Raw genomic sequence first — 26,770 nt, 5'->3', positions numbered from 1 at the left:
AGGAGAGTCATCCATGCCCCTGTCCCGTCATCGTTGCGTTCCCGCCCCCGCCCGCCTCGGGCTTGCCCTGGCCTTTGCCATCTCGCAGGCCTGGGCCGCGCCGCCCACCGCGACGCCGCTGGACAGCGGCTGGCAGGTGCGGCTGGTGCCGGGCCAGGAGCAGGCCAGGACCTATCCGAAAGCGGCGGCGTGGTTGCCGGCGCAGGTACCGGGCGCGGTGCAGACCGATCTGATCGCCGCCAAGATCGTGCCGGACCCGTTCTATCGCGACAACGAAGGCAAGATCCAGTGGGCAGGCCTGAGCGACTGGCAATACCAGACCCGCTTCAACGTGGATGCGGCCACGCTCAAGCGCGAGCATGTCGAGCTGGTGTTCGACGGCCTGGATACGTTTGCCGAGGTCACCCTCAACGGCAAGCCGCTGCTCAGCGCCGACAACATGTTCCGGCAGTGGCGCGTGGATGCCAAATCCCTGCTCAAGCGCGGCGACAACGTGCTCGAGGTCAAGCTGTTCTCGCCGATCAAGAAGATCCAGCCGTGGCTGGCCAAGCAGCCGTACGCGCTGCCGGGCGCCTACGATTCCGCCTTCGGCGACGAGCCCGAATCGCGCCACAGCTCCACCTACGTGCGCAAGGCGCCGTACAACTTCGGTTGGGACTGGGGCCCGCGCATGGTCAATGCCGGCATCTGGAAAGACGTGCGCCTGGAAGCCTGGGATGCGGTGCGCGTGGACGGGCTGCATATCGCCCAGCAACGCGTGGACGCCGACAGTGCGCAGTTGCAGGCGCAGCTGGAACTGCAGGCCGGCCGCAGCGGCCCGGTGCAGGTGACGCTGGACGTGCTGGGCCCGGATGGGCAGAAAGTCGGGCAATTCACCCAGCAGGCGGTGGTCGACCCCGGCCAGAACCGCATCGATCTGCCGGTGCGCATCGCCAAGCCCAAGCGCTGGTTCCCGGCCGGCTACGGCGCGCAGGACCGCTACACCTTCGTGGCCAGCGTGCGCGATGCCGATGGCGACAGCCAGCAGATCAAGCGGGTGACCGGCCTGCGCTCGGTGGAGCTGCGGCGCGAGAAAGACAAGTACGGCAAGAGCATGGAGATCGTGATCAACGGCATCCCGATCTTCGCCAAGGGGGCCAACCTGATCCCGCTGGATGCGTTCCCCGCGCGCGTGAGCCCCGAGCGCATGCGCAGCACCTTGCAGGATGCGCGCGATGCCAACATGAACATGCTGCGCATGTGGGGCGGCGGGCACTATCAGGACGACCGCTTCTACGAGGTGGCCGACGAGCTGGGCATCATGATCTGGCAGGACTTCATGTTCGGCGGCGCGGTGCCGCCGTACGACGTGGAGTTCCGCGAAAACACCCGGCAGGAGGCGATCGAACAGGTCAAGCGCCTGCGCGACCATCCCAGCATCGTGCTGTGGTGCGGCAACAACGAAGTGCAGACCGGCTGGGAAAACTGGGGCGACCGGGTCAAGTTCAAGCAGTCGGTGGACCCGGAGGAACGCAGCCGCATCGAGCGCGGCATGACCACCTTGTTCGGCACCGTGTTCCGCGAAGTGGTGGCCACCTACGACAGCGACGTGCCGTACTGGTCCACCTCGCCGGGCACCAACTTCGACGGCGCCGCCGACCAGGCCAACGATGGCGACATGCATTACTGGAAGGTCTGGGGCGGCCCCGCGCTGCCGGTGACCGAATACCTCAACGTCACCCCGCGCTTCATGTCCGAATACGGCCTGCAGTCGTTCCCGGACATGCGCACCGTGCGTGCCTTCGCCGAACCCGGCGACATGGATCCGGAATCGCCGGTGATGCGCGTGCATCAGAAGTTCGACAAGGGCAACGGCAACAAGCGGCTGATGCTGTACATCCGCCGCGAATTCGGCGAGCCCAAGGATTTCGAGAGCTTCGTCTACCTGAGCCAGCTGATGCAGGCCGAAGGCATCAACCTGGCCGCCTCGCATCTACGCGCCTCGCGCCCGCAATCGATGGGCTCGTTGTACTGGCAGCTCAACGATGTGTGGCCGGGTGCGTCGTGGTCCAGCGTGGACTACTACGGCCGCTGGAAGGCGCTGCACTACCACGCCCGCCGCTTCTACGCGCCGGAGCTGATCGCCGCATTGCGTAACGACAAGGGCCAGACCGAGGTGTCGCTGGTCTCCGACCGCACCACCCCGCTGGCCGCGCGTTGGCGCATGCGGGTGATGAACATGGACGGCAAGCTGCTGAGCAAGCGCGAGGAAAAGGCCACCGTCAAACCGCTCAGCAGCCTGCAGGTGGGCAACTTCAGCGACAAGCAGTTGCTGGGCAGCGCCGACCCCAAGCGCAGCTACGCGGTGTTCGAGTTGTTCGACGGCGACAAGCTGCTGTCGCGCGAGGTGGTGTTCTTCGCGCCGGCCAAGCAGCTGGCGTTGCCGGCCGCCAAGATCGACAGCCAATGGCGCGCCGATGGCGATGGCTACGCGCTGACGCTGTCCAGCAACACGCTGGCACGCGAGGTCTGGCTATCGTTCGGCGATGTGGATGCCACGCTGTCGGACAACGCGTTCGACCTGTTGCCGGGCGAGCCGTTGACCGTCCACGTGAGCAGCAAGGCCGCGCTGGCACAGTTGCAGTCCACGCTGCAGGTGCGCGATCTGGCGAGCACGCTGGCCGGTGCACCGCCGGAGCCGGCCGAGACGAAGTAAGCCGCGCCGGGAGCAGGCGTCAGGCGATGGCGCAGCGCTCGTCTCAGGGCGCTGCGCCATTGGCCAAGCCGGCGCGTGGCGCAGTGACTGCAGTCCCGGTCGCAGGTCTCGTATCTGATCCGCGCCTGATCGGCGGCAGTCACCAACCCGAGTGTCACCAACCGCTGCCCGCGGTATCGCTGCGGGCAATCCAAGAACAACGCGTGACGGCCACCCGCCGCCACGCAGGAGTGAGCAGATGTCGTTGTCCGTGTTTCCATGCCGCCTGGCGGTCGCGCTGAGTCTGGGTCTGGGCCTGCCGCTGGTCGGCGCGCCGGCGCTGGCCGCAACACAACCCGATGCGACGCCGGAGCAACGCGCCGCCGCGCTGGTCGCGCAGATGAGCCGCGAGGAAAAAGTCGCGCAGGCGATGAACGATGCACCGGCGATTCCGCGCCTGCGCATCCCCGCCTACGAATGGTGGAGCGAGGGCCTGCACGGCATTGCACGCAATGGCTATGCCACGGTGTTTCCGCAGTCGATCGGCCTTGCCGCCAGCTGGAATACCGCGTTGATGCAGCAGGTGGGCACGGTGGTGTCGACCGAGGCGCGCGCCAAGTTCAATCAGGCCGGCGCCCCGGGCAAGGATCACAAGCGCTATGCGGGCCTGACCATCTGGTCGCCCAACATCAATATCTTCCGCGACCCGCGCTGGGGCCGTGGCATGGAAACCTACGGCGAGGATCCCTTCCTCACCGGGCAGCTCGCAGTCGGCTTCATTCGCGGGCTGCAGGGCGACGATCTGGAACACCCGCGCACCATCGCCACGCCCAAGCACATCGCGGTGCACAGCGGCCCGGAGCCTGGCCGGCACAGCTTCGATGTGGACGTGTCGCCGCGCGATGTGGAGGCGACCTATACGCCCGCCTTCCGCGCCGCCCTGATCGACGGCCAGGCCGGCTCGGTGATGTGCGCCTACAACTCGCTGCACGGCACGCCGGCCTGCGCGGCCGACTGGTTGCTCAACGGCCGCGTGCGTGGCGACTGGGGCTTCAAGGGCTTTGTGGTGTCCGACTGCGATGCGGTGGACGACATGACCCAGTTCCATTACTTCCGCCCGGACAATGCCGGCTCGTCGGCTGCAGCGCTCAAGGCCGGGCACGATCTCAATTGCGGGCATGCCTATCGCGAACTCGGCACGGCGATCGAACGTGGCGAAGTGGATGAAGCCCTGCTCGACCAATCGCTGGTGCGCCTGTTCGCCGCGCGCTACCGGCTGGGCGAACTGGAAGCGCCGCGCAAGGATCCGTATGCAAAGCTCGGTGCCAAGGATATCGATAACGCCGCCAACCGTGCGCTGGCGCTGAAGGCCGCTGCCGAATCGATCGTATTGCTCAAGAACGAGGCCGGCGCACTACCGTTGAAGGCCGGCACGCGGCTGGCAGTGATCGGGCCGAATGCCGATGCGCTGGCAGCGTTGGAAGCCAACTACCAGGGCACCTCGTCCACGCCGCTCACCCCGCTGCTTGGGTTGCGCGAGCGCTTCGGCGCGCAGCAGGTGAGCTATGCGCAAGGTGCGCCGCTGGCCGCGGGCGTACCCGGCATGATTCCGGAAACCGCGCTGCGCAGCGACGGCAAGCCGGGCTTGCGTGGCGAATATTTCGATAATGTCGAGCTGGACGGTGCGCCGCGCACGGTGCGGCAGGATCGTACGGTGAGTTTCAACTGGGATCAGGTCGCCCCCGCAAAGGGCGTGCCGGCCGATCGCTACGCGGTGCGCTGGAGCGGCGAACTGCTGCCGCCGAGCGCGGGCGACTACACGCTGGCGGTGCGGGTGGCGCGCTGCTTCGACTGCGCCGGCCACGACCCGGTGCGGCTGTACATCGACGACAAGCTGGTGGTCGCCGGCAATGCCGAAGACAAGCACGTGCCGGCCGGCATGCACAACGCCGACGGCCGCAGCGTGGAAACCGTGCTGCACTTCGGCGACACCCGCCCGCGCAAGATCCGCCTGGAAATGGAACACCGCGGCCAGGACCAGGGCGTGCGCCTGGAGTGGCTGGCACCGGCGGCCGCGCAACTGGCCGAGGCCGAGCAGGCGGTGGCGCAGGCCGATGCGGTGGTGGCCTTCGTCGGCCTGTCACCAGATGTGGAAGGCGAGGAACTGCGCATCGATGTGCCCGGCTTCGACGGCGGCGACCGCAACGACATCGCCCTGCCCGCCCCGCAGCAGGCGCTGCTGGAACGGGCCAAGGCCTCCGGCAAGCCGCTGGTGGTGGTGCTGATGAGCGGCAGCGCAGTGGCCCTGAACTGGGCCAAGACGCATGCCGATGCGATCGTGGCGGCGTGGTATCCGGGCCAGTCTGGCGGCACCGCGATCGCGCGCATGCTGGCCGGCGACGACAACCCCGGCGGGCGCCTGCCGGTCACGTTCTATCGCTCCACCAAGGACCTGCCGCCCTACGTCAGCTACGACATGAAGGGCCGTACCTACCGCTACTTCAAGGGCGAGCCGCTGTTTCCGTTCGGCTACGGCTTGAGCTATACCAGCTTTGCCTACGGCGCGCCGCAGCTGTCCACTGCAACCCTGCAAGCCGGCAGTCCGTTGCAGGTGACCACCACCGTGCGCAATACCGGCACGCGTGCCGGCGACGAAGTGGCGCAGGTGTATCTGCAATATCCGGATCGCCCGCAGTCTCCGTTGCGCAGCCTGGTCGGCTTTCAGCGTGTGCACCTGAAGCCCGGCGAGCAGCGCACGTTGCGCTTCACCCTGGATGCGCGCGCGTTGAGCGATGTGGATCGCACCGGGCAGCGTGCGGTGGAAGCCGGCGACTACACGCTGTTTGTCGGCGGTGGCCAGCCCGGCACCGGCGCGGCTGGCGAGGCCGCAGCGTTCTCGATCTCGGGGCGTTCGCCGTTGCCGAAATAAGTGCGGCATCTGCGCAACATGCAACAGGCGTCGGCTGTCATGGCCGGCGCTCGGCAGCAGCCACCTGGACGCCTGCAAGGCGTTGCTGATACGCCCGGCGGTCAGCGCGTAGCATGCTGGCCGAGGTGGTCCGGGCGGCATGCGCAGGACGATGGCCACTGCGCGGTGCCGGTCTAGCCGCGCGGACATGCGGCCGGTTGAAAGCCGGTGCCGCGCGACCGCGGAGGACGCGGACCAGCCACTGCCGCCATGGCCGCAGGCCACGCGTACGGCGCCGAATTGTGCGGGCGCACTATGCACATTCGGCGCACACGTTGTATGGTCATCGGGAATTGGTCATGCAGAGGTCTCATCATCGGCTCGGCACCAGATGCCGCCGCTGCAAGGATGTCCGCTGCGTCGACCGCTTGCTGAAATCCCAGGGAGCTCCAGGTCATGCACACCCGCCGCGACATCCTCCAATTGCTGGGCGCCAGCGCGGGCGCCGGCCTGCTCGCCGGCGCACTGCCCGCCTTCGCCGCCCCCGTTGCCGGCACCTCCACGGCTGCCGGCAACTTCGTCAGCAAGCGCCCGCCCAAGGCGCAGCGCCGCTTCGTCAGCAAGGCGGTCGAGCAGCAGATCGTGCAGATCAAGGCGCGCATCGCCGATCCCGAGCTGGCCTGGCTATTCGAGAACTGCTACCCCAACACGCTGGACACCACGGTGGAAACCGGCACCCGCAACGGCAAGCCGGACACCTTCGTCATCACCGGCGACATCCACGCGATGTGGCTGCGCGACTCCTCCGCCCAGGTGCACCCGTACGTGCCGCTGGCCAGGCGCGACCCTGCCTTGCGGCGCATGTTCCATGGCCTGATCCAGCGCCAGGCTGCGTGCATCCGGCTGGACCCGTATGCCAACGCCTTCCTGCCCGATGGCCAGACCCAGCGCCTGAAGTGGTCGCTCAACGACATCACCGAGATGAAGCCCGGCGTGGGCGAGCGCAAGTGGGAAATCGATTCGCTGTGCTACCCGATCCGCATCGCGCACGAATACTGGCGCGCCACCGGCGATGCCGCCCCGTTCGACGACGACTGGCGCGCAGCGATGCAGGTGGTGGTCAGAACCTTCCGCGAGCAGCAGCGCAAGGACAACCGCGGCCCCTACGTGTTCCAGCGCCCCTCGCCGCTGGCGACCGAGACCCTGGTGCTGGAAGGCTACGGCCAGCCGACCCGGCCCAACGGCATGATCCACTCGATGTTCCGCCCCTCCGACGATGCCTGCGTGTATCCGTTGTTCGTGCCGGCCAACCTGTTCGCGGTGGCCTCGCTGCGCCAGCTGGCGACGATGAGCACGGCCCTGCATGGTGATGCCGCGTTCGCCGCCGACTGCACCGCGCTGGCCGACGAAGTGGAAGCGGCGACACGCAAGTTCGGCCAGCAACGCGACGCCGATGGGCAGGCCTACTGGGCATTTGAAGTGGACGGCTACGGCAACCAGTTGTTCATCGACGACGCCAACGCCCCCGGCCTGCTCAGCCTGGCCTACCTGGGCTGCTGCGACCGCGCCGACCCGGTGTTCCTGCGCACGCGCCAGCTGGCCTGGAGCGAACGCAACCCGTATTTCTCGCGCGGCAGCGCGGCCGAAGGCGTCGGCAGCCCGCACAGCGGCATGGGCACGATCTGGCCGATGTCGATCATCCAGTACGCGCTGGTCAGCGACGACGACGCACAACTGCGCCAATGCCTGCAGTGGCTCAAGACCACCCATGCCGGCACCGGCTTCATGCACGAGGCCTTCGACAAGGACAACCCGGGCAGCTTCACCCGCGACTGGTTCGCCTGGGCCAACACTTTGTTCGGCGAACTGATCATCGACCTGCACCAACGCAAACCCCAGCTGCTGCGCAGCGCCTGATTTTGCGAAGGGCCCGCCCTTCCAACGCGGACCTGCAGAGCGCTTGATCTTCCCTTCTCCCGCCGGGAGAAGGTGCCCGAAGGGCGGATGAGGGTACGGCCCGCCCCACTTCGTGACATCCAAGAGCACATCACCATGGCAACACGACGCGGTTTTCTCCAAGGCGCCATCGCGGCGGCACTGCTCGGCAGCGCCGGCCTCTCCGGGCTTGCACGCGCACGCGCCGGCAACTACGCACTGCCGGCCGATGCGCGCACCCGCGCCGAGCTCACCCGCCACGTCGATGTGTTCATCGGTACCGGCGGCCATGGCCACACCTTCCCCGGTGCGACCCTGCCGTTCGGCATGGTGCAGCTGAGCCCGGACACCTACAACGCGGTATGGGATTCGTGCTCCGGCTATCACGAGTCCGACGGCTCGATCATGGGCTTCTCGCACACGCACCTGTCCGGCACCGGCATCGGCGACATGCTGGATTTTCTGCTGGTGCCCGCCACCGGCGAAGTGAAGCTGGTGCCCGGCGCACTCGACGCGCCCGACAGCGGTTACCGCTCGCGCTACGACCATGCCGACGAAGCCGCCTCGCCCGGTTACTACCGCGTGCGGCTCAAGGACAGCGGCGTACATGCCGAACTCACCGCCACCGCACGCGCCGGCCTGCACCGCTACCACTTCCCGAAGGGCAAGCCGGCGCATGTGCTGCTGGACCTGTGCCACGGCATGCAGGACAAACCCGGCATCCCCACCCGCATCACCGACGCGCAACTGCGCGTGGTCGACGACCGCACGCTCACCGGTGGCCGGCGGGTCTATCAATGGGCGCAGGGGCGCTACATCTATTTCGCCATGCGGCTGTCGCGGCCGTTCAAGCAGGTGCAGCTGTACAACGAAGACCAACCGCTGGCCGCAGGCACGCGCAACGTGGACGGCGTGCACCTCAAGGCCGCATTGCACTATCCCGACGCAGCCGACGCACCGCTGCTGATCAAGGTCGGCATCTCCGCGGTCAGCGCCGACAATGCGCTGGCCAACCTGGATGCGGAACTGCCCGACTTCGACTTCGCCCGTGTGCACGCACAAGCCGTGGCCGCCTGGGAGAAGGAACTGGCACGCGTACGCATCGACAGCGATGACGACGCGCAACGCCGCATCTTCTACACCGGCCTGTATCACAGCCTGCTCGCGCCCACCCTCTTCAGCGATGTGGATGGCCGCTACCGCGGCATGGACCTGCAGATCCACACCGCCCCCAAGGGCTATCACAACTACAGCACCTACTCGCTGTGGGACACCTACCGTGCCGCGCATCCGCTGCTCACCCTGGTGCAGCCCGAGCGCGTACCGGACCTGCTGCAATGCCTGGTGCGCGGCGCCAACGAATGCCCGGACGGCGTGGGCATCTGGCCGCTGCAAGGCGTGGAAACCGGCTGCATGATCGGCTACCACTCGGCGGTGGTGCTGGCCGAGGCGCATGCCAAGGGTTTCACCGGCATCGACTACACCGCCGCCTGGCCGGCCTACCGCAAGCGCGCCATGGACGACACCACCCATGGCCTGGCGTACTACCGCAAGCTCGGCTATATCCCCGCCGACAAGGTGGACGAAGCGGTCAGCCGCACGCTGGAATACGCCTACGACGACTGGGCCTGCGCGCATCTGGCACAGGCCGCCGGTGCCACCGACGATGCACGCGCACTGCGCGAGCGCTCGCGCAATTACCGCAACGTGTTCAATCGCGACAGCGGCTTCGTACAGGCGCGTCTGGAAGATGGCAGCTGGGCCACGCCGTTCGACCCGCGCGGCATGGGCCATATCAGCAAATGGCGCGACTTCACCGAATCCAACGCCTGGCAGGCCAGCTTCCTCAATCAGCACGATCTGTACGGTTACATGGACCTGTACGGCGGCCGTGACGGCTTCGTCGCCAAACTCGACGAGCTGTTTTCCACCAGCTCCGAACTGCCCGCCGATGCGCCGCCGGATATCGACGGCCTGGTCGGCCAGTACGCGCACGGCAACGAGCCAAGCCACCACGTCGCGTATCTGTTTGCTTACGCCGGCCAGCCTTACAAGACCCAGGCGATGGTGCGCCGGCTGCTGCGCGAGCAGTACCACGACGCACGCAATGGCCTGTCCGGCAACGAAGACTGCGGGCAGATGAGCGCCTGGTTCGTGCTCAGTGCGCTCGGGCTGTATGCGGTGGACCCGGTCAGCGGCAACTACGTCCTCGGCAGCCCGCTGTTCAAGCGCGCAGAACTCGATGTCGGCAACGGCCGCACGCTGCGCATCGTCGCCAACCACAGCAGCGCGCAGAACGTGTATGTGCAGTCGCTGAGCTGGAACGGCAAACCGACCAACCGCAGCTGGATGCGGCATGCCGACCTGGCCGCTGGCGGCACGCTGGAATTCACCATGGGTGCCAAACCAAATCCGGCCTTCGGCGCGAACAAGGAGGATCTGCCACCTTCGTTTGCTTGATGTTTGTCCTTGCTCGTCACTCGTCACTCGTTACCGCCGAGAATCGCCCATGTTGCGCAGCACCCTCAGCCCCCTCGTCCTGGCCCTCGCGCTGGCGCTTCCCGTCGCCGCCAGTGCCGCCGACACCCACAGCTGGCCCAGCTTCGGCACCCAGGGCACGCAGTTCGTGCGCGACGGCAAGCCGTATCAACTGCTCTCCGGCGCCATCCATTTCCAGCGCATCCCGCGTGACTACTGGAAAGACCGCCTGCAGAAGGCGCGCGCACTGGGCTTGAACACGGTGGAGACCTACGTGTTCTGGAACCTGGTCGAGCCGCAGCAGGGCCGGTTCGACTTCACCGGCAACAACGACGTGGCCGCGTTCGTACACGAGGCCGCCGCGCAAGGCCTCAACGTGATCCTGCGGCCCGGCCCCTACACCTGCGCCGAGTGGGAAGCCGGCGGCTACCCCGCCTGGTTGTTCGGCAAGGACAACATCCGTGTGCGCAGCCGCGACCCGCGCTTCCTCGCCGCCAGCCAGGCCTATCTGGATGCCGTGTCCCAACAGGTGCGTCCGCTGCTCAATCACAACGGCGGGCCGATCATCGCCGTGCAGGTCGAGAACGAATACGGCTCCTACGACGACGACCATGCTTACATGGCCGACAACCGCGCCATGTACGTCAAGGCCGGCTTCGACGACGCCTTGCTGTTCACCTCCGACGGCGCCGACATGCTCGCCAACGGCACCTTGCCGGACACCCTGGCGGTGGTGAACTTCGCCCCCGGCGAGGCCAAAAGCGCGTTCGACAAACTGATCAAGTTCCGTCCCGACCAACCGCGCATGGTCGGCGAATACTGGGCCGGCTGGTTCGACCACTGGGGCAAGCCGCACGCCAGCACCGACGCCAAACAACAGACCGAAGAACTGGAGTGGATCCTGCGCCAGGGGCATTCGGCCAACCTCTACATGTTCATCGGCGGCACCAGTTTCGGCTTCATGAATGGTGCCAATTTCCAGGGTAATCCCAGCGACCATTACGCCCCGCAGACCACCAGCTACGACTACGACGCCATCCTGGACGAAGCCGGCCGCCCCACCCCCAAGTTCGCGCTGATGCGCGACGCCATCGCCCGCGTCACCGGCGTACAGCCGCCCGCGCTGCCCAAGCCGATCGCGATCGCGGCGCTGCCGGAGACGCCGCTGCGCGAATTCGCCTCGCTGTGGGACAACCTGCCCGCCCCGATCGCCATCGACACCCCGCAGCCGATGGAGCACTTCGGCCAGGACTACGGCTACATCCTCTATCGCACCACCGTCACCGGCCCGCGCAAGGGGCCGCTGTACCTGGGCGAGGTGCGCGATGTGGCGCGGGTATACGTCGACCAGAAGCCGGTCGGCAGTGTCGAGCGCCGGCTGCAGCAGGTCTCCACCGATGTGGATATTCCGGCCGGCCAGCACACGCTGGATGTGCTGGTCGAAAACAGCGGCCGCATCAACTACGGCCCGCGCATGGCCGACGGCCGCGCCGGGCTGGTCGACCCGGTGCTGCTGGACAACCAGCAGCTCACCGGCTGGCAGGCCTTCCCGCTGCCGATGCGCTCGCCCGACAGCATCCGCGGCTGGACCCGCACCCCCGTCGCAGGCCCGGCCTTCCACCGCGGCACGCTGCGCATCGGCACACCGACCGACACCTATCTGGACATGCGCGCCTTCGGCAAGGGCGTGGCCTGGGCCAACGGCGTCAACCTGGGCCGCCACTGGGCCATCGGCCCGCAGCGGGCGTTGTATTTCCCGGCCCCGTTCCAGCGCAAGGGCGACAACGCCGTGGTGGTGTTCGACCTGGACAGCACCGCCAAGCCCGGCGTGCGCGGCCTGCAGCAGCAGGTGTGGATCACGCCGAAGGAGTAACCGGCACGCGGGTGGCGGGCCGCTGGCGATCGCGCACCGGTCCGGGACGGCGATCGCAAGCCGCACGCCCATCCCCCGTCGACGCCCAACCCAACCGCCAGGCAACCCGCCGGGCGCCCCCGGAGCGCCCCCCCTTCAGACCGCCGCGCGCCCGCCGCTATCTGGAGGTCCGCTGCCCGCGCAGCGTCTGCTACCAATTGTGGTATCGGACCGATCGCATTCCAGGCAAGATCACCGGCTCACGCCGTTGTGGAAGGCAGTGGCGCATTCCCGTCGTCCTATCGGGCGACGGTCAGATCGTGAGTTCCAGGAGCGTTTCATGTCGTCGTCCACCGTTACGCAAGACCCTGTCTCCGCGGTTCCGGAGCAGACCCAGCACGCCTTCGCCGAACACGTTCACAGCAAGCCCGCGCCCAGCCAGCCGATCGGCAGCACCGAAGCGGCGCACCTGATGACCTTCCTGTGCCAGACCCACTCGGCCAAGCAGCCGCAGATCCTGTTGCCGCCGCAGGCGCGCGACGACGACGCGGCCTGAGTGCGACGACGCTCGCGTCAGCAATGGCAATAGCAACATTGGCGACAGCACTGCCGCTGTCGCCAGCCGCCATTATTTGCTGGTGTTGAACGCATTGAGCACGGTGAGCAGACTGGTCAGATTGTCGGCGATGCCCGCCTGCGCGATCTTCTCGACATCCGCCGCCGAGGCGGTCGTATCAAGGCTGTAGATCTGCATCACGCCCTGGTTGCTGGCGGCCTGCGACAGCGTGTTTTGCTGCTGTTGCACCGATACCGCATTCTGAAACAGGATGCCGCTCGAATGCGCCATGCTGTGGTAGATCGTGCTCGTCGCCATTGCAGGCGCCTCGCCAATGACCTTGACGTTGGATTGCGTGACAGCATCGGTGATCTGGTCGTTGACTGATGTTGGAAAAGCCATACGTGTGCTCCTGAGTGGACGGATACACGGCGCTGCGCGTTATTGCACGCCAATCGGCCCTGACAGCCGGTCGCAGCTGTTTACCGCGTCGCAGTGCGCCGACCAAGCGCCAGGCACACCGCACACCGTGTCATCTCGATAACGGCCTGCTCGCGTACGACTGAATCCTCGCAACGCCGCTTCGCGATGGACGTCGCAGGCGCAGCAAAGTCCTGCGTCATGGCGGTGGGTAGGGTCAACGCGGTCAGGCCGAGTGCGGCCAGCCAGCGCAACGGGGAAAGCGGGTGCGACGACATCGCGGGTCCTCAGTGTGGTGGGCAACGACGGCCCCCTGGGATGAACAGAGCGCGTGGTATTTAATAGATAATAAATAGGTATCTTTAAAATCCGCACAGGACTTCACCCCGATGCTCCCGTCACGCCTGCTGACCTGTCTTGTTGCGAGCCTTGCCGCTTGCGCAGTTCAAGCCGAATCGCCCATGCCGCCGCCCTCGCCCATCGTGCTCAGCGAGTTCATCGCCGACCCGGCACCGACACCGCAGGCGCATGCTTCCACGCTGCTGGAAACCCGCGACGGCACGCTGCTGGCGGCGTGGTTCGGCGGCGCGCACGAGGGAGCGGCCGATGTCGGTATCTGGCTCGCACAACGCGGCGTGCAGCACTGGCAGTCGCCACGACGCATCGCCGACGGCGCGCATGCCGGCACGGATGGCGCCGCGCTGCCGGCCTGGAATCCGGTGCTGTTCCAGTCCGGCACCGGCACGGTGCAGCTGTACTACAAGCTCGGCCCAAATCCGCGCGATTGGTGGGGCCTGCGCACCACCTCCGATGACGACGGTGCGCACTGGTCGCCGCCGCAGCGCCTGCCCGACGGCATTCTCGGCCCGATCAAGAACAAGCCGGTGCAATTGCCGAACGGACGCATCCTGGCACCCAGCAGCAGCGAAGACCGCGGCTGGCGCGCGCATCTGGAATGGAGCGACGACGACGGCGCGCACTGGCAGCGCGGCATGCCGCTCAACGACCCGAGTGTGATCGGTGCGATCCAGCCCAGCGTATTGCTGCACGCAGACGGGCGCGTGCAGGTGCTCGGGCGCAGCCAGCAGAATAGGTTGTTCAGTACCTTCTCGCAGGATGGCGGTCTGCATTGGCAACCGATGCAGTTGCTGGATGTGGAGAACCCCAACTCCGGCACCGACGCGGTGATGCTGCACGACGGCCGCGCCCTGCTGGTCTACAACCCCGGTATCGCCGGCAAGGACTGGTGGGATGGTCGCGGCACACTTGCGGTGGCGCTATCGACCGACGGCGTGCATTGGCAACGCGCCCTCACGCTGGAAAACAGTGCAAAAGACGAGTTCTCCTACCCAGCCGTGATCCAGACCCGCGATGGTCTGGTCCATATCAGCTACACCTGGAAGCGCCAACGCATCAAGCATGTCGTCCTGGATCCGACACGACTTGGCAGCGAGGCAGATGACATGAAATCGCCGCAGTCATTGCCCGGAAGTGTGCAATAGATCGAACGGTCGAGGGCGCGATTCCCTCGCCGCTTGCGGGATACGCCGTAGACCCGTCCACTGGGGGCTCGGTGGCGGCATCCATGCCGTCACACGATCCCGCAACCGGCGAGGACACCGCACCAGAGAGTTGGTCGATTGCTTTGTTTAAAACCTTGCGCACCGACCATCTCGGCTGGTCCTTGCCCGCTCACCGTCGCGGGACCTTACGCGGCATGGATGCCGCGTAAGAGCCTACAAGGATGTACTTGCGGCGTGTCCTGCGATGGTGGGCGGGCAAGGGCCCTGCAACGAAGCACCAGATCAGACGCTTTGCCCTCGCTTCTTCCACAGCGCCCGTTTGAGCTCAACACAAGAGCATTGCCGCCGTTTCAACGCAGCAAAGCCTGGTGGTCGTGCACTGATGGAATTGCACAAGCAACTCGCCGACCACCGCTCCTGCTCTTGTCCACGCATACCGACCATCGAGACTGGTCATTGCCCGCCCACCGTCGCGAGACCTTACGCGGCATGGATGCCGCGTAAGAGCCTACAAGGACGTACTTGCGGCGTGTCCTGCGATGGTGGGCGGGCAAGGACCAGCAGCCAAGCTACAGCTCACATGCCACGTCTTCGCTTCACCTAAATTGCCCAGCCATAGCGTGCAAAAAGGTCCAGCTCACGTGCTCCACAATCGGCACACGCGCCTCACAGCTCCTGCAGCAACCCCACGATCCGCCGCACACGCGCCACATCGGTACGCTGGTAGTCGCCGCCCAGATCGGAGATGTACGCGTGCGGCGCATGCACCTGCGCCGCAACCGGCCCACGTGAGGAGGCATGGAACTCGCGCGCGCCGGTGTTGGCACGCAGCGCACGCACATTGCTTTCGGACACGCCCGCACCCGGCATGATGCTGATGCGGTCGCCCGCCTGCCGTACCAATGCGGCAATGGTGTCGACACCTTCAAGCGCGCTCGCACGCGCACCGGAGGTCAGCACACGCTCGCAACCCAGCGTGATTGCATCTTCCAGCGCGCGCGACGGATCGGCACTGACATCGATCGCACGATGAAAGGTCACGCCCAGCGAACCGGCTGCGGCGATCAACACCCGCATCGTGCCCATGTCGACCTGCCCGTGCGGATCCAGCGCGCCCAGCACCACGCCATCGCATCCCAGCCGCACGCATTGCTCCACATCGCGCCGCATCACCTCGACCTCCGCCGCGTCGAAAACGAAGTCGCCTACGCGCGGACGGATCAATACGTATAGCGGAATCTGCAATCGCTCACGCACCACTGCCAGCGTGCCGAACGATGGCGTCAGCCCGCCGCCATCCAGGCCCCCGCAGAGTTCGACCCGCATCGCACCGCCTTCCTGCGCCGCCAATGCCGACCCCACCGAATCGGCGGCCACTTCCAGCCCCAACACACTCATGCTGCAGGCTCGGTGGTGTAGTGGCTTTCGCCAGGCACCAGCAGATCCTGCCGCTGCGCATCGCAGACCGCGTAACTGAAACCCTTCTGGATCGCAAACGCACCCACCTCGCCGCGCTTGTTCATCGCCAGAAATCCTACCTGCAAGGTGCGGGTGAGTTCGGGCTTGCGCCGGATCAGCCGCATTACCACCTCGCGGCAGGCATCGGCCGGCGACTTGCCCTGGCGCATCATTTCCACCACCGCAAAACTGCCGACATTGCGGATCACCTCTTCGCCGACGCCGGTCGAGGTCGCACCGCCCACCTCGTTGTCCACATACAACCCCGCGCCGATGATCGGGCTGTCGCCGACCCGGCCGTGCATCTTCCACGCCATGCCGCTGGTGGTGCACGCGCCGGACAGGTTGCCGTGCGCATCCAGCGCCAGCATGCCGATGGTGTCGTGATTGTCCTTGCCGCCTGGCAACTTTGCATCGCGCCAGGCACGGTTTTCGATATTGGCTTCCGGCGAATACTTCGAGGTCTTCAACCACTCTTTCCACGCCGCTTCCGAGCTAGGCGTGAGCAGCTTGGTCTGCGGAAATCCCTGCTCCAGCGCGAACTGCCGCGCGCCATCGCCGACCAGCATCACATGCGGGGTTTTTTCCATCACCGCGCGCGCCACCGAAATCGCATGCACCACATCTTCCAGTGAAGCAACCGAGCCGCAATTGCCCAGGTGATCCATGATGCAGGCGTCCAGCGTCACCCGGCCATCGCGGTCCGGATAGCCACCCAAGCCAACAGTCGGATTACTCGGGTCTGCTTCCGGCACGCGCACGCCGGCTTCCACCGCATCCAGTGCGATACCGCCGCTGCCAAGGATTTTCCAGGCCGCCTGATTGGCGGCAATGCCGAAATCCCAGGTGGAAATCACCCGCGCCGCGCCGCGCGGCAGCGCGGTAACGCGTCCGGCCGTGCCGGCACCGGCGGCGGCCTGCGCACGTGCGCCCCACCCGGCCAAGCCGGAAGCGATCGCACCAAGCGTGGCGCTCTTGAGGAAGTGACGACGTTGGATCATCCGGGCGAACTCCATGCAGGAAGAAGACAGGCAACCGCAGTGCGCGGCCATAGCCTTCCATCATGCGGCAGCACCGCGCGCGGATAAACCGCCTTGCGGCGCCCAGCAGTGCGGATTCGCGCATAACGCGCAGCAATGACTGTAAAGCCCCTGTCCCACAGCGGCGAGAAGGCACGGCTTGCGCGCGGGCCTTGGAGCGCCCGCGCTGCTGGCGCGGGCCGGGACGCAGAGCGGAGGTCGGGGTGAGGGTACGGGGCGAACGGCACCGCCCTGCAGCGCCGTGCCCTCATCCGGCGCTAGGCGCCACCTCCTCCCAATGGGAGAAGGGAAGCATCAAGCCCCTCTCCAACGGGAGAGGGGTTGGGGTGAGGGTACGCAGACAAGTGATGCCCATCGCCCAGCCCTCCCCGCAGCGGGCACTGCACACAGCACTCAGCAGCGATCGAAAAAATCTTCACCCCAGTTAACCCCGTTTGCCGCACTGGCCCGTTTACTCAACAGAGGCGCAGTGCACGGCGACCTCGGGCGGTCCGTTGTTCACCCATCCCTCTTCGCCACGCAAAGGATTCCCATGCCCCGTCACAGCCTTCTTGCGCTCGCCTTGCTGCTGAGCGCCTGCTCGCACGAGCCGACCGAGCCGAACAGCGACAGTTCGCGCACCACCGTGCTGCCTGCCACCGCGCAGCCATCGCCACCCACCGCTTCGACACCCGCGCAGATCGAGGGCAGTCTCGCAGCGCCTGCCCCCGCCCACCCCATGCAGCCGCCGTCTTTGCCGAGTCCAGCACCGGCACCATCTCCATCCGCGATGCCGATGCCAATGCCGATGCCAGCAGCGCCCATCGCACTTGAGGCCTCGGTTGCACAGCGGGCGCCAAGCGCCAAGTGGGTCGCACAACGCCCAATACTCGACAACCGCATGCCGATGCCGCTGGTCCTGCCGGCACCGGCCGAAGACCGCGAAACCTATCAAACGCTGCGCGACAACCCGATCGTGCAGACCGCGGCGAATCTGGTCTCCACCTTCAGCATCGATGTGGACACCGGCAGCTACAGCAACGTGCGGCGCTTCCTGAGCGCAGGCACGCTGCCGCCGGTGGACGCCGTGCGTGTGGAAGAGCTGATCAACTACTTCCGCTACGACGACCCCGCACCCACCAACGGCCAACCGTTCGCCGTGCGCACCGAACTGGCGCCCACGCCCTGGAACAACGACAGCCTGCTGCTGCGCGTCGGCATTGCCGGCCGCGACATCGCCAGCGCCGATCTGCCGCCGGCCAACCTGGTGTTTCTGGTCGATGTCTCCGGCTCGATGGACTCGCCCGACAAACTGCCGCTGCTGCAATCCTCGCTCAAGCTGCTGGTGCGTCAGTTGCGGGCGAAAGATCGCATCACCCTGGTGACCTATGCCGGCAACACCGCAGTCGTGCTGCCGCCCACGCCTGGCGACCAGCAGGGCCGCATCATCGAAGCCATCGACAGCCTGCAATCGGGCGGATCCACCGCCGGCGCCAGCGGCATCGAACTGGCCTACAGGGCTGCCCAGCAAGCCTATCTGCGCGGCGGCATCAACCGCATCCTGCTCGCCACCGATGGCGACTTCAATGTCGGCGTCACAGACTTCGATCAGCTCAAGGGCATGGTCGCCGAGAAGCGGCGCTCCGGCGTGGCGCTGTCCACGCTCGGCTTCGGCACCGGCAACTACAACGACACGCTGATGGAACAGCTGGCCGACACCGGCAACGGTGCCTACGCCTACATCGACTCGTCGCTGGAAGCACGCAAGGTACTGACCCATGAGCTCGGCGCCACGCTGGCCACGATCGCGCGCGACGTCAAGATCCAGGTCGAATTCAATCCGGACACCGTCAAGGAATACCGCCTGATCGGCTATGAAAACCGCGCACTGCAACGCGAGGACTTCAACAACGACCAGGTCGATGCAGGCGAGATCGGCGCCGGCCACACCGTCACCGCGCTGTATGAAATCACCCCGACCGACGGCCACGCATCGGTGGACCCGTTGCGCTATGCCAACACCCCCACACCTCGAAAAGTGCGTGCAATCGACAGCGAACTGGCACACGTCAAACTGCGCTACAAACTGCCCAATGCACAACGCAGCCAGTTGCTCGACACGGTGGTCCGCAGCAATCAGCGCCGGGCCTTGAACGCCACCAGCGATGCCTTCCGCTTTTCCGCCGCAGTGGCCGGGTTTGGCCAGCGCCTGCGCGGCGGCACTCAGCTGCACGGCTGGGATTATCCGCAGGTGCGTGCCCTGGCCGCGGCCAGCCTGGGCAGCGACCGCTTCGGCTACCGCGCCGATTTCCTGCAGATGGTGCAGCAGGCCGATGCACTGAGTAGCCGGCCAATTGCAACCACCGACTGATGCGCGCGGCACCTGCCTATACTGCGCGCATGCAACCTGCCGACCTTGCGCATCTTCCCGACGAGGAGCTCATGCTCCTCGTCGCCAATGGCTTTGTCGAACAGCCGGCCACCGAGTTGTTCACGCGTCACAACCGCGCGCTGTTCAACTTCCTGGCCTGGTTGTGCGAAGGCAACCTGAGCGAAGCCGAAGACCTCGCGCAGAAGACCTGGGTCAAGCTGATGACCCGCTGCAGCGACTACCGCCCTGGGCAGGCCGCCTTCACCAGTTTTCTGTTCCAGATCGCGCGCAACGGCTGGATCGACACCCGTCGCAGCGCCTATCACAGCACCTCGGTGGCGCTGGACGACGTGCATCTGCAGCTGCCCGATGACGACCTGTCCACCGAGCAGCTGGCCATGCTCGGCCAGCAACACCATCGCGTGCGCGCCGCGGTGATGGCATTGCCCGACGCACAACGCGAAGTGGTGGTGCTGCGCTTCTTTGCCGAGCTCGGCGTCGACGAAATCGCCCATGTGATCGGCGAAGGTTTCGAGACCGTCAAGAGCCGGCTGCGCTATGCATTCGCAAAGTTGCGCCTGAGCCTGGACGCGACCCGATGAGCCAGTCCTTCGAACGGTTTGTCGCCGGCAGCGATGGCCTTGCCGCACTGCTGCGTGCACTGCCGGCGCATACGCCGCCGGCGTCGATGCAGGCGTGGTTCGCACAGGCCGCACGCAACGCCGATGCCGAACGCGCTGCAGTGCATCCAACGCAGGACACCTTGCAGTTCGAAGCACCCGCCACGATGGCGGCGATGTTTGCGGCGGCCGCCGCGCAGGCGGAGCAGGCGCAGGCCGTACGGCGTGCTGCCGTGCAGGCGCGTCTGGCACAGGGCCAACCTCTCGATCAGGCCGGGACGACGAATCTGAGCGAGTCCGCGCGTGCGTGGATCGCCGCGCAACCGCCACACGCCGATATGGCAGAGCTGCGTCCGACCGCGCGTGTGGCCGCAGCAGCAGCTGCGTCGCTGGCTACGGCGGCACCGGCATCTGCGCAGGAAGCCGGAGCTGCCGCGCTTCCCGGGCCTGATAGCGCGTCCACATCCACCTCCGATGCATCGGCGCAGGCGCAGGCATCAGCAGCCACAGCAAGCTCAAACCCTGCCCCTGCCGGCAACCCAGCCGCCCGCCGGCGCAGCAGCCGTCGCCCGCGCTGGATGCCGACGCTGGCCTTCGCTGCATCGATCACCCTGGTGGTCGGCATCGGATTGCAGTGGCAGGCCGGTCAGCCCACTGCGGAGGCGCCGCCAGCGGCTGCAGTCGGGACGGCAGTCGTCGAACCGTCGACAGTTCACCAAGCCAGGCGCGCGCCTGAGCAGCTCGATCCCGGCGCAGAGCATGCGTTGGTTTTGCCTGCGATGCCGGCACCGGCGGATGCCGAAGTCTCCGAAACCGCAGCGCGCCCGAGCGCGGCAGCGCCCTCCCCGCCGCCAGCGCCGTCCCCCCTGCCATCGCTAGCCTTGACCCCGGAACCAGTCAGTGCAGCGGCGCCTGTAGCGCCTGCGCCGTCATTCGACTCCGCACTCGCCGCCGACCCCACGCCAGGCACTGACCTGCAATCAGCCGACGCCCAGCCACCCGCGGCGCCTGCACCAGCTCCAGCCCCGATCGTCGCACTCCCTGAGGATGCGTCGGTGACTGGCTCGCTCGTAGCCAGTGCCCGGCCCAGCGCGCCTGCGGCACTTGCTCCCATCCCGCCCTCGCCCGCACCGGCCCCGATGCCGGCGACCGAGCAGGCGCAGATCGTCATCAGCGCAACAGACGGCACGCTGCAATCACGCGCGCCTGGCGCAGGCCAGCCTGCACCGCTGCGTGTGCTCCATGCGCCGTTGGCGCAGACGGACGCCGCCCGCGCAACACCGCCAACCAGCCAACCAGCCTTCAGCACCACGGCGGTCGACGCCGGGATGTCTCGAGTAAAATCTGCCCCGGTGCGCATCGCGCCGATAAAGCGCGCCATGCCCCCGGCCGACTGGCTTGCGCGCCACGCCGCTGCCGACGATCACGCGCCGGCTCGGATCCGCATCCTGGCCGCCACACCCGATGCACCCGAGGTGCAGGACTGGGCCACCCAACTGCGCGCGCGCCTCCGGCAACGCGGCTGGTCAACACAGGTGGAGGTCTTGCAGGATGCAGGGCTCGAAGCCGACCAACTGCGTGTCGAGCCGCTGACCGCCATGCCTTAGGTCACCGCACCGCGCGCATCGCTGCACTCGGCTGCGCAACCGGGCTCACGCACCCGCCGCCGGAGCGTCGTCGCGCAATCTGCTGGTCAATACATGGTCGCGCCAGACGCCGTTCAATTGCAGGTAGCAGCGCGCATAGCCTTCGATCTGGAAGCCCAGCCGCTGCAGCACACGCGCACTGCGCAGGTTGTCGGGGACGTATTGCGCCATCACCCGATGCAGGCCAAGCGGGCCGAACGCAAACCCGATGCCCTGCGTGGCCGCCCACTGGATCAAACCGCGTCCCTGCTGCTGCGCATCCAGGCCATACCCGAGATGACAGCCCTGGAAGGCACCGCGCTGGATCTGGGTGAAGCCGACCGTGCCGATCACCTGTGCATCGCGCAGCAACACAAGTTGCAACTCGCGCTCGCCCGGCACTGCGGTGCGGTAGGCGATGCTCAGCCGGCGCCAGCCCTCGGTGGTGTAGAACGCCGGTGGCCGCAGCGGCATCGCCGCGGCCAGATGCGCGCGATTACGGCTGTGGTAATCGGCCATCGCGGCCGGATCGACGATGGCCAGATCGCACAGCAGCACACCGTCGGCGTGCTCGACCGGCGCGAAGACGGGAAGACTCATGCCAGCCGCGGGCGCGCCTTGCGCGCGTCATGCGTGTTGTGTGGAGCAGGCTGACACATACGGATCACGCCCCCGCAAACGGTTGCCCTACGGCAGCAAGACATCCCAGCCATCTGCCGTGTCGGCATGCACTGCACGCAGCAAGGCGGCACTCGTCCGGGCAGCGCAGCCCGCGTTCCGACCCTCATCCCGGCACTGCCCGCAACCGGGCAGCGTCGTCGCCCGGCAATGGCGCTTTAGGCGGCAACCGCCGCAAGCGCCTGCGCAACCTGTGCCTCGATCGCATCCAGGTTCGGCAGCAATGCGCTCTGCTCGCCCAGCAGCACGCGCATGTGCACGCCGTCGGGCAGCGCATCTTCAGAAGCGTCGGCCAGCAGGCCGTCGCGCGGCACCGAGATCAGCTGCGGGAACGAGGCGGTGAGCAAGGCGAAATACGGCAGCACAGGATTGCCGCCCAGCGCCTTGAGCACGATCACCTTGTTGTTGACCGCCGTAGGCTCCTCGCCCATGCCGCTCAAGCGCGCGAACGACAGCAGCGGCACCTTCCAGCCGTACCAGTCGATGCGCCCGACCACCCAGCGCGGCATCTCGGGCATCGGCTCGACCGCCACGCGCGACATCACCTCGGCCACCGTGGCGTTGGGCAGCAGCACGCGCTCCTGGCCCGCCTGGATCAGGACGCCGCGGATTTCGTCATTGTTGGCGTAGCTCATCGCACCTGTTCCGTTCTTGAGAGGAAGCGCCCGGCTTACGCCGGCCAGCGCTGCGCCAACGCCTGCGCCAGCTGCGCAGGGTCGCCGGTCAGAATGCCCTGGCGCGCCAGACGTGCCGCCGCGGCCGGGTCGTAGCAGCCGTCGGCGGATTGACCGGCCAGCCAGCCGCCCTGCTCGGCCAGCGCCAGCGCGGCCTCGACCAGCGCCTCGTTGGCGCCGCTGAGCATCAGCACCGCACTGTCGGTCGGCGGCAACGCGGCCACCAGCCCGGCCGGATCGGCCTGCGCGACAAACGCCAGCGCGCCGGCATGTTGCTGCACGCCGATGTCGTCGGACAGCACGTAGACCTTGCCCGCTGCGATCACCTGGCCGGCTTCGCCCAGTTCGACCGGCAACGCCGACACGCGTCCCATCTGCCGCACCAGGTTGCCGTACTGGCCGCCATCCAGGGTCATGCGCACCAGCACGGCGCGCGGAAACTCCGGCGGCAGCGCGGACAGCAGGCGACGGATCGCATCCGGGCCGCCGATACCGGCCAGTACCAGCACAGCACCGGTGGTGTCACCGGCCTGATCCAGCTCCACCAGCGACAGTCCGCCGGTCGACAACGCGTCCATGTTCAATTCGGCACGCGGGCGCACCACCACCGCGACCTCGTCGACCAGGCCCCAGGTACTGGAATCGCCCAGCGTCAGGCCCGGCGTGTCGGCCGCGGCCTCGGACGTGTCCACGCCCCGTGCGAACAAGGCATCGCCGGGCACGCTGTCGAATGCGTGCGCGGCTGCCTGCAGATGCTGGTCCAGCTGCAGGTCCGAATGCTGCCGCGGCGCCAGTTCCAGGCCCGGTTCGGGCTGCAGCGACGGCTCGCTCTCGGTGCCTGGCGGCAGTACGTCGGCATGGCCATGCAGCTTGGCGGCCAGATGGCGCACCCAGCGCTGCGCTTCCCAGCCCTCGCGGCGCACGGTCAGCTCGGCCTCGTCGAAGATCACCGTGACGCCGGGCATGTTGAAGGCCGGCTCCAGCGCTTCGAGCGCGTCTTCGATCGACGGCTCCAGCGCGACCAGCACCGCCACCGGCTCGGCATCGCGCAGCATCTGCACATCTACCGCGGAGGGCTCGTCTTCCAGCACCACGTGGGCGCCGGCCAGGCCGAGCGCTTCACGCAGGCGCTCGCGCGCCTGCCCGGGCCGGCCCAGCAGGGCGACCGGAGTTCCCATTGCGCCATTATTCTCGGACACGGGCGATCCCCAGCAGGTCATACACGTTTCGCATCAGATCCAACTCTTGGTAAGGCTTGCCCAGGTAACGTTGCACGCCGATCTCGAAGGCGCGCTGGCGATGCTTCTCGCCGCTACGCGAGGTGATCATCACGATCGGCACCGCTTTGAAGCGCGGGTCGGCACGCATCGCGGTCGCCAGCTCGTAGCCGTCCATGCGCGGCATTTCGATGTCCAGCAGCATCAGGTCGGGCACGCGCTCCTGCAGCAGTTCCAGTGCCTCGACACCATCGCGTGCGGTGGTGACATCCAGATTATGGCGTTCCAGCACGCGGCTGGTGACCTTGCGCATGGTCAGCGAATCGTCCACCACCATCACCAACGGCACCTGGCGCTGCGATTCGGCCGGGGTTTCCGGCGCCGGACGCGCCGGCTGGCTGAGATAGCGGCGCACCAGCGGGGCCACGTCCAGGATCACCACCACGCGGCCATCGCCGGTGATGGTGGCACCGTAGATGCCCGGCACCGAAGCGATCTGCAGGCCCACCGGCTTGACCACGATTTCGCGGTTGCCCAGCACCTGATCGATCGCCACCGCCGCGCGCAGGTCGCCCGCACGCACCAGCAGCAACGGCACCTGTGCCTGACCATCGGCACGCGCGGCGGCCTGGCCGACCAGCGAGCCGAGATCGTGCAGCACGTACTCCTCGCCGGCGTAGTGGTAGCCGCCCTCGCCCGACTCGTAGCGGCTGCGCGAGATGCGGCCGATACCGCTGACCGACGCCACCGGCACCGCGAAGGTGGTGTCGCCGATGCGCACGAACACCGCCTGGGTGACCGCCAGCGTCTGTGGCAGGCGCAGGGTGAAGGTGACGCCCTGGCCGCGTACCGAGTGGATGTCCACCGAGCCGCCCAGCTGACGCACTTCGTTGCGGACCACGTCCATGCCCACGCCACGGCCGGCCAGCTGGCTGACCTGCTCGGAGGTGCTGAAACCGGAGGCGAAGATCAGCCCATCCAGTTCGGCCTCGCTGAGTTCCTGGCCGGGTTCGATCAGGCCGCGCTGCTCGCCGCGGCGACGGATCGCCTCGCGGTCCAGCCCGGCGCCGTCGTCGGCCACTTCCAGCACGATTTCCGAGCCTTCGCGGCGCAGACGGATCGCGATGCTGCCCTCTTCCGGCTTGCCCGCGTCGCGCCGTTGCTCCGGCGCTTCCAGGCCATGTGCCACCGAGTTGCGCAGCATGTGTTCCAGCGGCGCGACCATGCGATCAAGCACGTTGCGATCGAGCTCGCCTTGGGTACCTTCCAGCAGCAGATGCACATGCTTGCCGGTATCGGTGGCGGCCTGGCGGACCACACGGCGCAGACGCGGCACCAGGCCGTCGAACGGCACCATGCGCGCACGCATCAGGCCGTCCTGCAGCTCGGAGCTGACGCGCGACTGCTGTTGCAGCAGGCCGTCGTATTGGCGCGAGAGATCTTCCAGCACGCCCTGCAGACCGCCCAAGTCGGCGGCCGATTCGTTCAGCGCGCGGCTGAGCTGCTGCAGGGTGGAGAAGCGGTCCAGTTCCAGCGGATCGAAGGTGCGATCGCCCTGATCCTGCTCGCGCTGATAACGCGCCACGATCTGCGCTTCGGTTTCCAGATCCAGACGACGCAACTGGTCGCGCAGACGGGCGTTGGTGCGATCCAGTTCGCCCATGGCGCCGCGGAAGGCGCCCATCTGCTGTTCCAGCCGCGAGCGGTAGATCGCCACTTCGCCGGCGTGATTGACCAGGCGGTCGAGCAGGTCGGCACGCACGCGCACCTGTTCCTGCTGCGTGCGCGGCAGCAGTTCTTCCTCGACCTGGCCGTCGACCGGGATGGGCGCCGACAGCGGTGCCGGTTCCACCGACGCCTTGGCGATCGCACGCACATCGGCGTCGCTGGGCTCTGCGGCATTGCGGCCACGGGTACGGGTTTCGAAGGCTTCCACCAGGTCGGTCGGCATCGCCACGGCGCGGTGCATGCCGGTGCGGGTCAACAGCTGATGCAGGCGGTCGAAGCCGCGCTCGAACAGGCGCACGTCGTCGCGGTCGATGTCGGTCCGGTTGGCCGCCACCGCTTCGAGCAGCGATTCGATCGCATGGCCGAGGTCGCCGATGGCGTTGATGCCGGCCATGCGCGCGCCGCCCTTGAGCGTGTGCAGGTCGCGCTGCAGTCCGTTGAGGACCTCGCGGTCTTCCGGCACCTCGCGCATGCGGGCGATCAGACCATCGCAATGGTCGAGCAGGTCGCGGCCTTCCTCGACGAAGATGTCGACCAGTTCGCCATCGAGCTGGTCGAAGTTGAGCGGGCCGGTATCGAAGGCTGCGCCCACATCGCTGGCGGCGCTATCGGCCGCTGCGGCGTCTTCCACCGGCGCGCTGAAGGCCACGGCGGCGGCGGCGTCGTGTTCGCTTGCGGAGTCGGCAGATTCGACTTGCTCTGTGTGTCCGACTTGTTCGGCATGCTCGGGATACTCGACTTGTTCGGTGTATTCGCCTTGCTCGGGATGCTCGAAAGGATCCGTTGCGTTGATAGCCTCGAGCGTCTGGTCTGCGTCTGCGTCTGCGTCTGCGTCTGCGTCTGGATGCTGCGCGTGGACCTCGGCATCGGCACGGGGATCCGCCTCGGCGTCAGCAGCGACGTCCGAATGCAGCTCCGGCGCAATGTCCGACTGCGGATCACCGGTCTCTTCGACCTGATCAGCCACCTGCGCCATCTCGAAGGCTTGCACCGACTCGATGGTGTGTTCGGGTAGCGCTTCGGCAGCCTGCTGT

The 26,770-nt window shown here is 67.1% G+C and carries 17 protein-coding genes and 1 pseudogene; 10 read left to right on the top strand and 8 right to left on the bottom strand.

The genetic code is table 11. The features are described 5' to 3' along the window. The first annotated feature begins 13 nt into the window (after positions 1 to 13). From ABQ137_RS11745 to ABQ137_RS11720, 6 genes are all read left to right on the top strand, one after another. Entirely contained in the window at positions 14 to 2,695 is a 2,682-nt protein-coding gene (locus tag ABQ137_RS11745) for a beta-mannosidase (protein WP_349782577.1), read from the top strand. Positions 2,696 to 2,933: 238 nt separating this feature from the next. Then, positions 2,934 to 5,603 (top strand): glycoside hydrolase family 3 C-terminal domain-containing protein, encoded by a 2,670-nt coding sequence (locus ABQ137_RS11740; protein WP_349782575.1) that lies wholly within the window; start codon positions 2,934 to 2,936, stop codon positions 5,601 to 5,603. A gap of 435 nt (positions 5,604 to 6,038) precedes the next feature. Then, a complete protein-coding gene (locus ABQ137_RS11735; protein WP_349782573.1) occupies positions 6,039 to 7,499 on the top strand; it encodes a glycoside hydrolase family 125 protein in 1,461 nt (486 codons plus the stop codon). Between the two features lie 135 nt (positions 7,500 to 7,634). Continuing rightward, positions 7,635 to 9,977 (top strand): GH92 family glycosyl hydrolase, encoded by a 2,343-nt coding sequence (locus ABQ137_RS11730; RefSeq protein WP_349782571.1) that lies wholly within the window; start codon positions 7,635 to 7,637, stop codon positions 9,975 to 9,977. 49 nt (positions 9,978 to 10,026) lie between these two features. Beyond that, the gene (locus ABQ137_RS11725; protein ID WP_349782569.1) at positions 10,027 to 11,868 is read left to right on the top strand and encodes a glycoside hydrolase family 35 protein; all 1,842 of its coding nucleotides are present in this window, start codon (positions 10,027 to 10,029) and stop codon (positions 11,866 to 11,868) included. 319 nt (positions 11,869 to 12,187) lie between these two features. Beyond that, positions 12,188 to 12,403 (top strand): hypothetical protein, encoded by a 216-nt coding sequence (locus ABQ137_RS11720; protein WP_016904393.1) that lies wholly within the window; start codon positions 12,188 to 12,190, stop codon positions 12,401 to 12,403. Between the two features lie 72 nt (positions 12,404 to 12,475). Here the strand turns inward: ABQ137_RS11720 and ABQ137_RS11715 are convergent, their stop codons facing one another. Next, complete coding sequence (locus ABQ137_RS11715) at positions 12,476 to 12,805, bottom strand: RebB family R body protein (protein ID WP_349782567.1); 330 nt, start codon at positions 12,803 to 12,805, stop codon at positions 12,476 to 12,478. Positions 12,806 to 13,212: 407 nt separating this feature from the next. Here ABQ137_RS11715 and ABQ137_RS11710 point away from each other — a divergent pair, with 407 nt between their 5' ends. Continuing rightward, positions 13,213 to 14,325, top strand: a complete 1,113-nt coding sequence (locus tag ABQ137_RS11710) for a sialidase family protein (RefSeq protein WP_349782565.1) — start codon at positions 13,213 to 13,215, stop codon at positions 14,323 to 14,325. Positions 14,326 to 15,012: 687 nt separating this feature from the next. Here ABQ137_RS11710 and ABQ137_RS11705 read toward each other — a convergent pair. The 3 genes from ABQ137_RS11705 to ABQ137_RS11695 form a co-directional block, all read right to left on the bottom strand. Next, entirely contained in the window at positions 15,013 to 15,744 is a 732-nt protein-coding gene (locus ABQ137_RS11705; protein ID WP_349782563.1) for a copper homeostasis protein CutC, read from the bottom strand. Beyond that, a complete protein-coding gene (locus ABQ137_RS11700) occupies positions 15,741 to 16,805 on the bottom strand; it encodes a glycosylasparaginase (protein WP_024940206.1) in 1,065 nt (354 codons plus the stop codon). Before ABQ137_RS11700 ends, ABQ137_RS11705 begins: the two co-directional genes overlap by 4 nt. 579 nt (positions 16,806 to 17,384) lie before the next feature. Continuing rightward, positions 17,385 to 17,648, bottom strand: coding sequence for a hypothetical protein (locus ABQ137_RS11695; RefSeq protein WP_349782560.1), 264 nt, complete (start codon positions 17,646 to 17,648; stop codon positions 17,385 to 17,387). A gap of 76 nt (positions 17,649 to 17,724) precedes the next feature. Between ABQ137_RS11695 and ABQ137_RS11690 the strand changes: the two genes are divergently transcribed. From ABQ137_RS11690 to ABQ137_RS11680, 3 genes are all read left to right on the top strand, one after another. Then, positions 17,725 to 19,194 (top strand): vWA domain-containing protein, encoded by a 1,470-nt coding sequence (locus ABQ137_RS11690; RefSeq protein ID WP_349782558.1) that lies wholly within the window; start codon positions 17,725 to 17,727, stop codon positions 19,192 to 19,194. Between the two features lie 29 nt (positions 19,195 to 19,223). Beyond that, complete coding sequence (locus tag ABQ137_RS11685; RefSeq protein ID WP_349782556.1) at positions 19,224 to 19,796, top strand: sigma-70 family RNA polymerase sigma factor; 573 nt, start codon at positions 19,224 to 19,226, stop codon at positions 19,794 to 19,796. Between the two features lie 1,157 nt (positions 19,797 to 20,953). After that, complete coding sequence (locus ABQ137_RS11680) at positions 20,954 to 21,421, top strand: hypothetical protein (protein WP_349782553.1); 468 nt, start codon at positions 20,954 to 20,956, stop codon at positions 21,419 to 21,421. Between the two features lie 45 nt (positions 21,422 to 21,466). Here the strand turns inward: ABQ137_RS11680 and ABQ137_RS11675 are convergent, their stop codons facing one another. The 4 genes and pseudogenes from ABQ137_RS11675 to ABQ137_RS20685 all read right to left on the bottom strand — a co-directional run. After that, positions 21,467 to 22,039 carry a GNAT family N-acetyltransferase gene (locus ABQ137_RS11675; protein ID WP_349782551.1) on the bottom strand — a complete coding sequence of 191 codons (573 nt, stop codon included), beginning with the start codon at positions 22,037 to 22,039 and terminating at the stop codon, positions 21,467 to 21,469. 236 nt (positions 22,040 to 22,275) lie between these two features. Continuing rightward, entirely contained in the window at positions 22,276 to 22,752 is a 477-nt protein-coding gene (locus ABQ137_RS11670) for a chemotaxis protein CheW (protein WP_104576424.1), read from the bottom strand. A gap of 35 nt (positions 22,753 to 22,787) precedes the next feature. Then, complete coding sequence (locus ABQ137_RS11665) at positions 22,788 to 23,969, bottom strand: chemotaxis protein CheB (RefSeq protein ID WP_024940326.1); 1,182 nt, start codon at positions 23,967 to 23,969, stop codon at positions 22,788 to 22,790. Positions 23,970 to 23,976: 7 nt separating this feature from the next. Continuing rightward, positions 23,977 to 26,766: pseudogene (locus tag ABQ137_RS20685) on the bottom strand (hybrid sensor histidine kinase/response regulator); the annotation flags it as partial. Positions 26,767 to 26,770: the final 4 nt, after the last annotated feature.

Origin of the sequence: Xanthomonas sp. WHRI 8393, assembly GCF_040203315.1 — a bacterium.
GTDB classification, from domain to species: domain Bacteria; phylum Pseudomonadota; class Gammaproteobacteria; order Xanthomonadales; family Xanthomonadaceae; genus Xanthomonas; species Xanthomonas arboricola.
The sequence above is the reverse complement of the archived record's forward strand: the minus strand, read 5'-3'. Positions and strand labels throughout refer to the sequence as shown.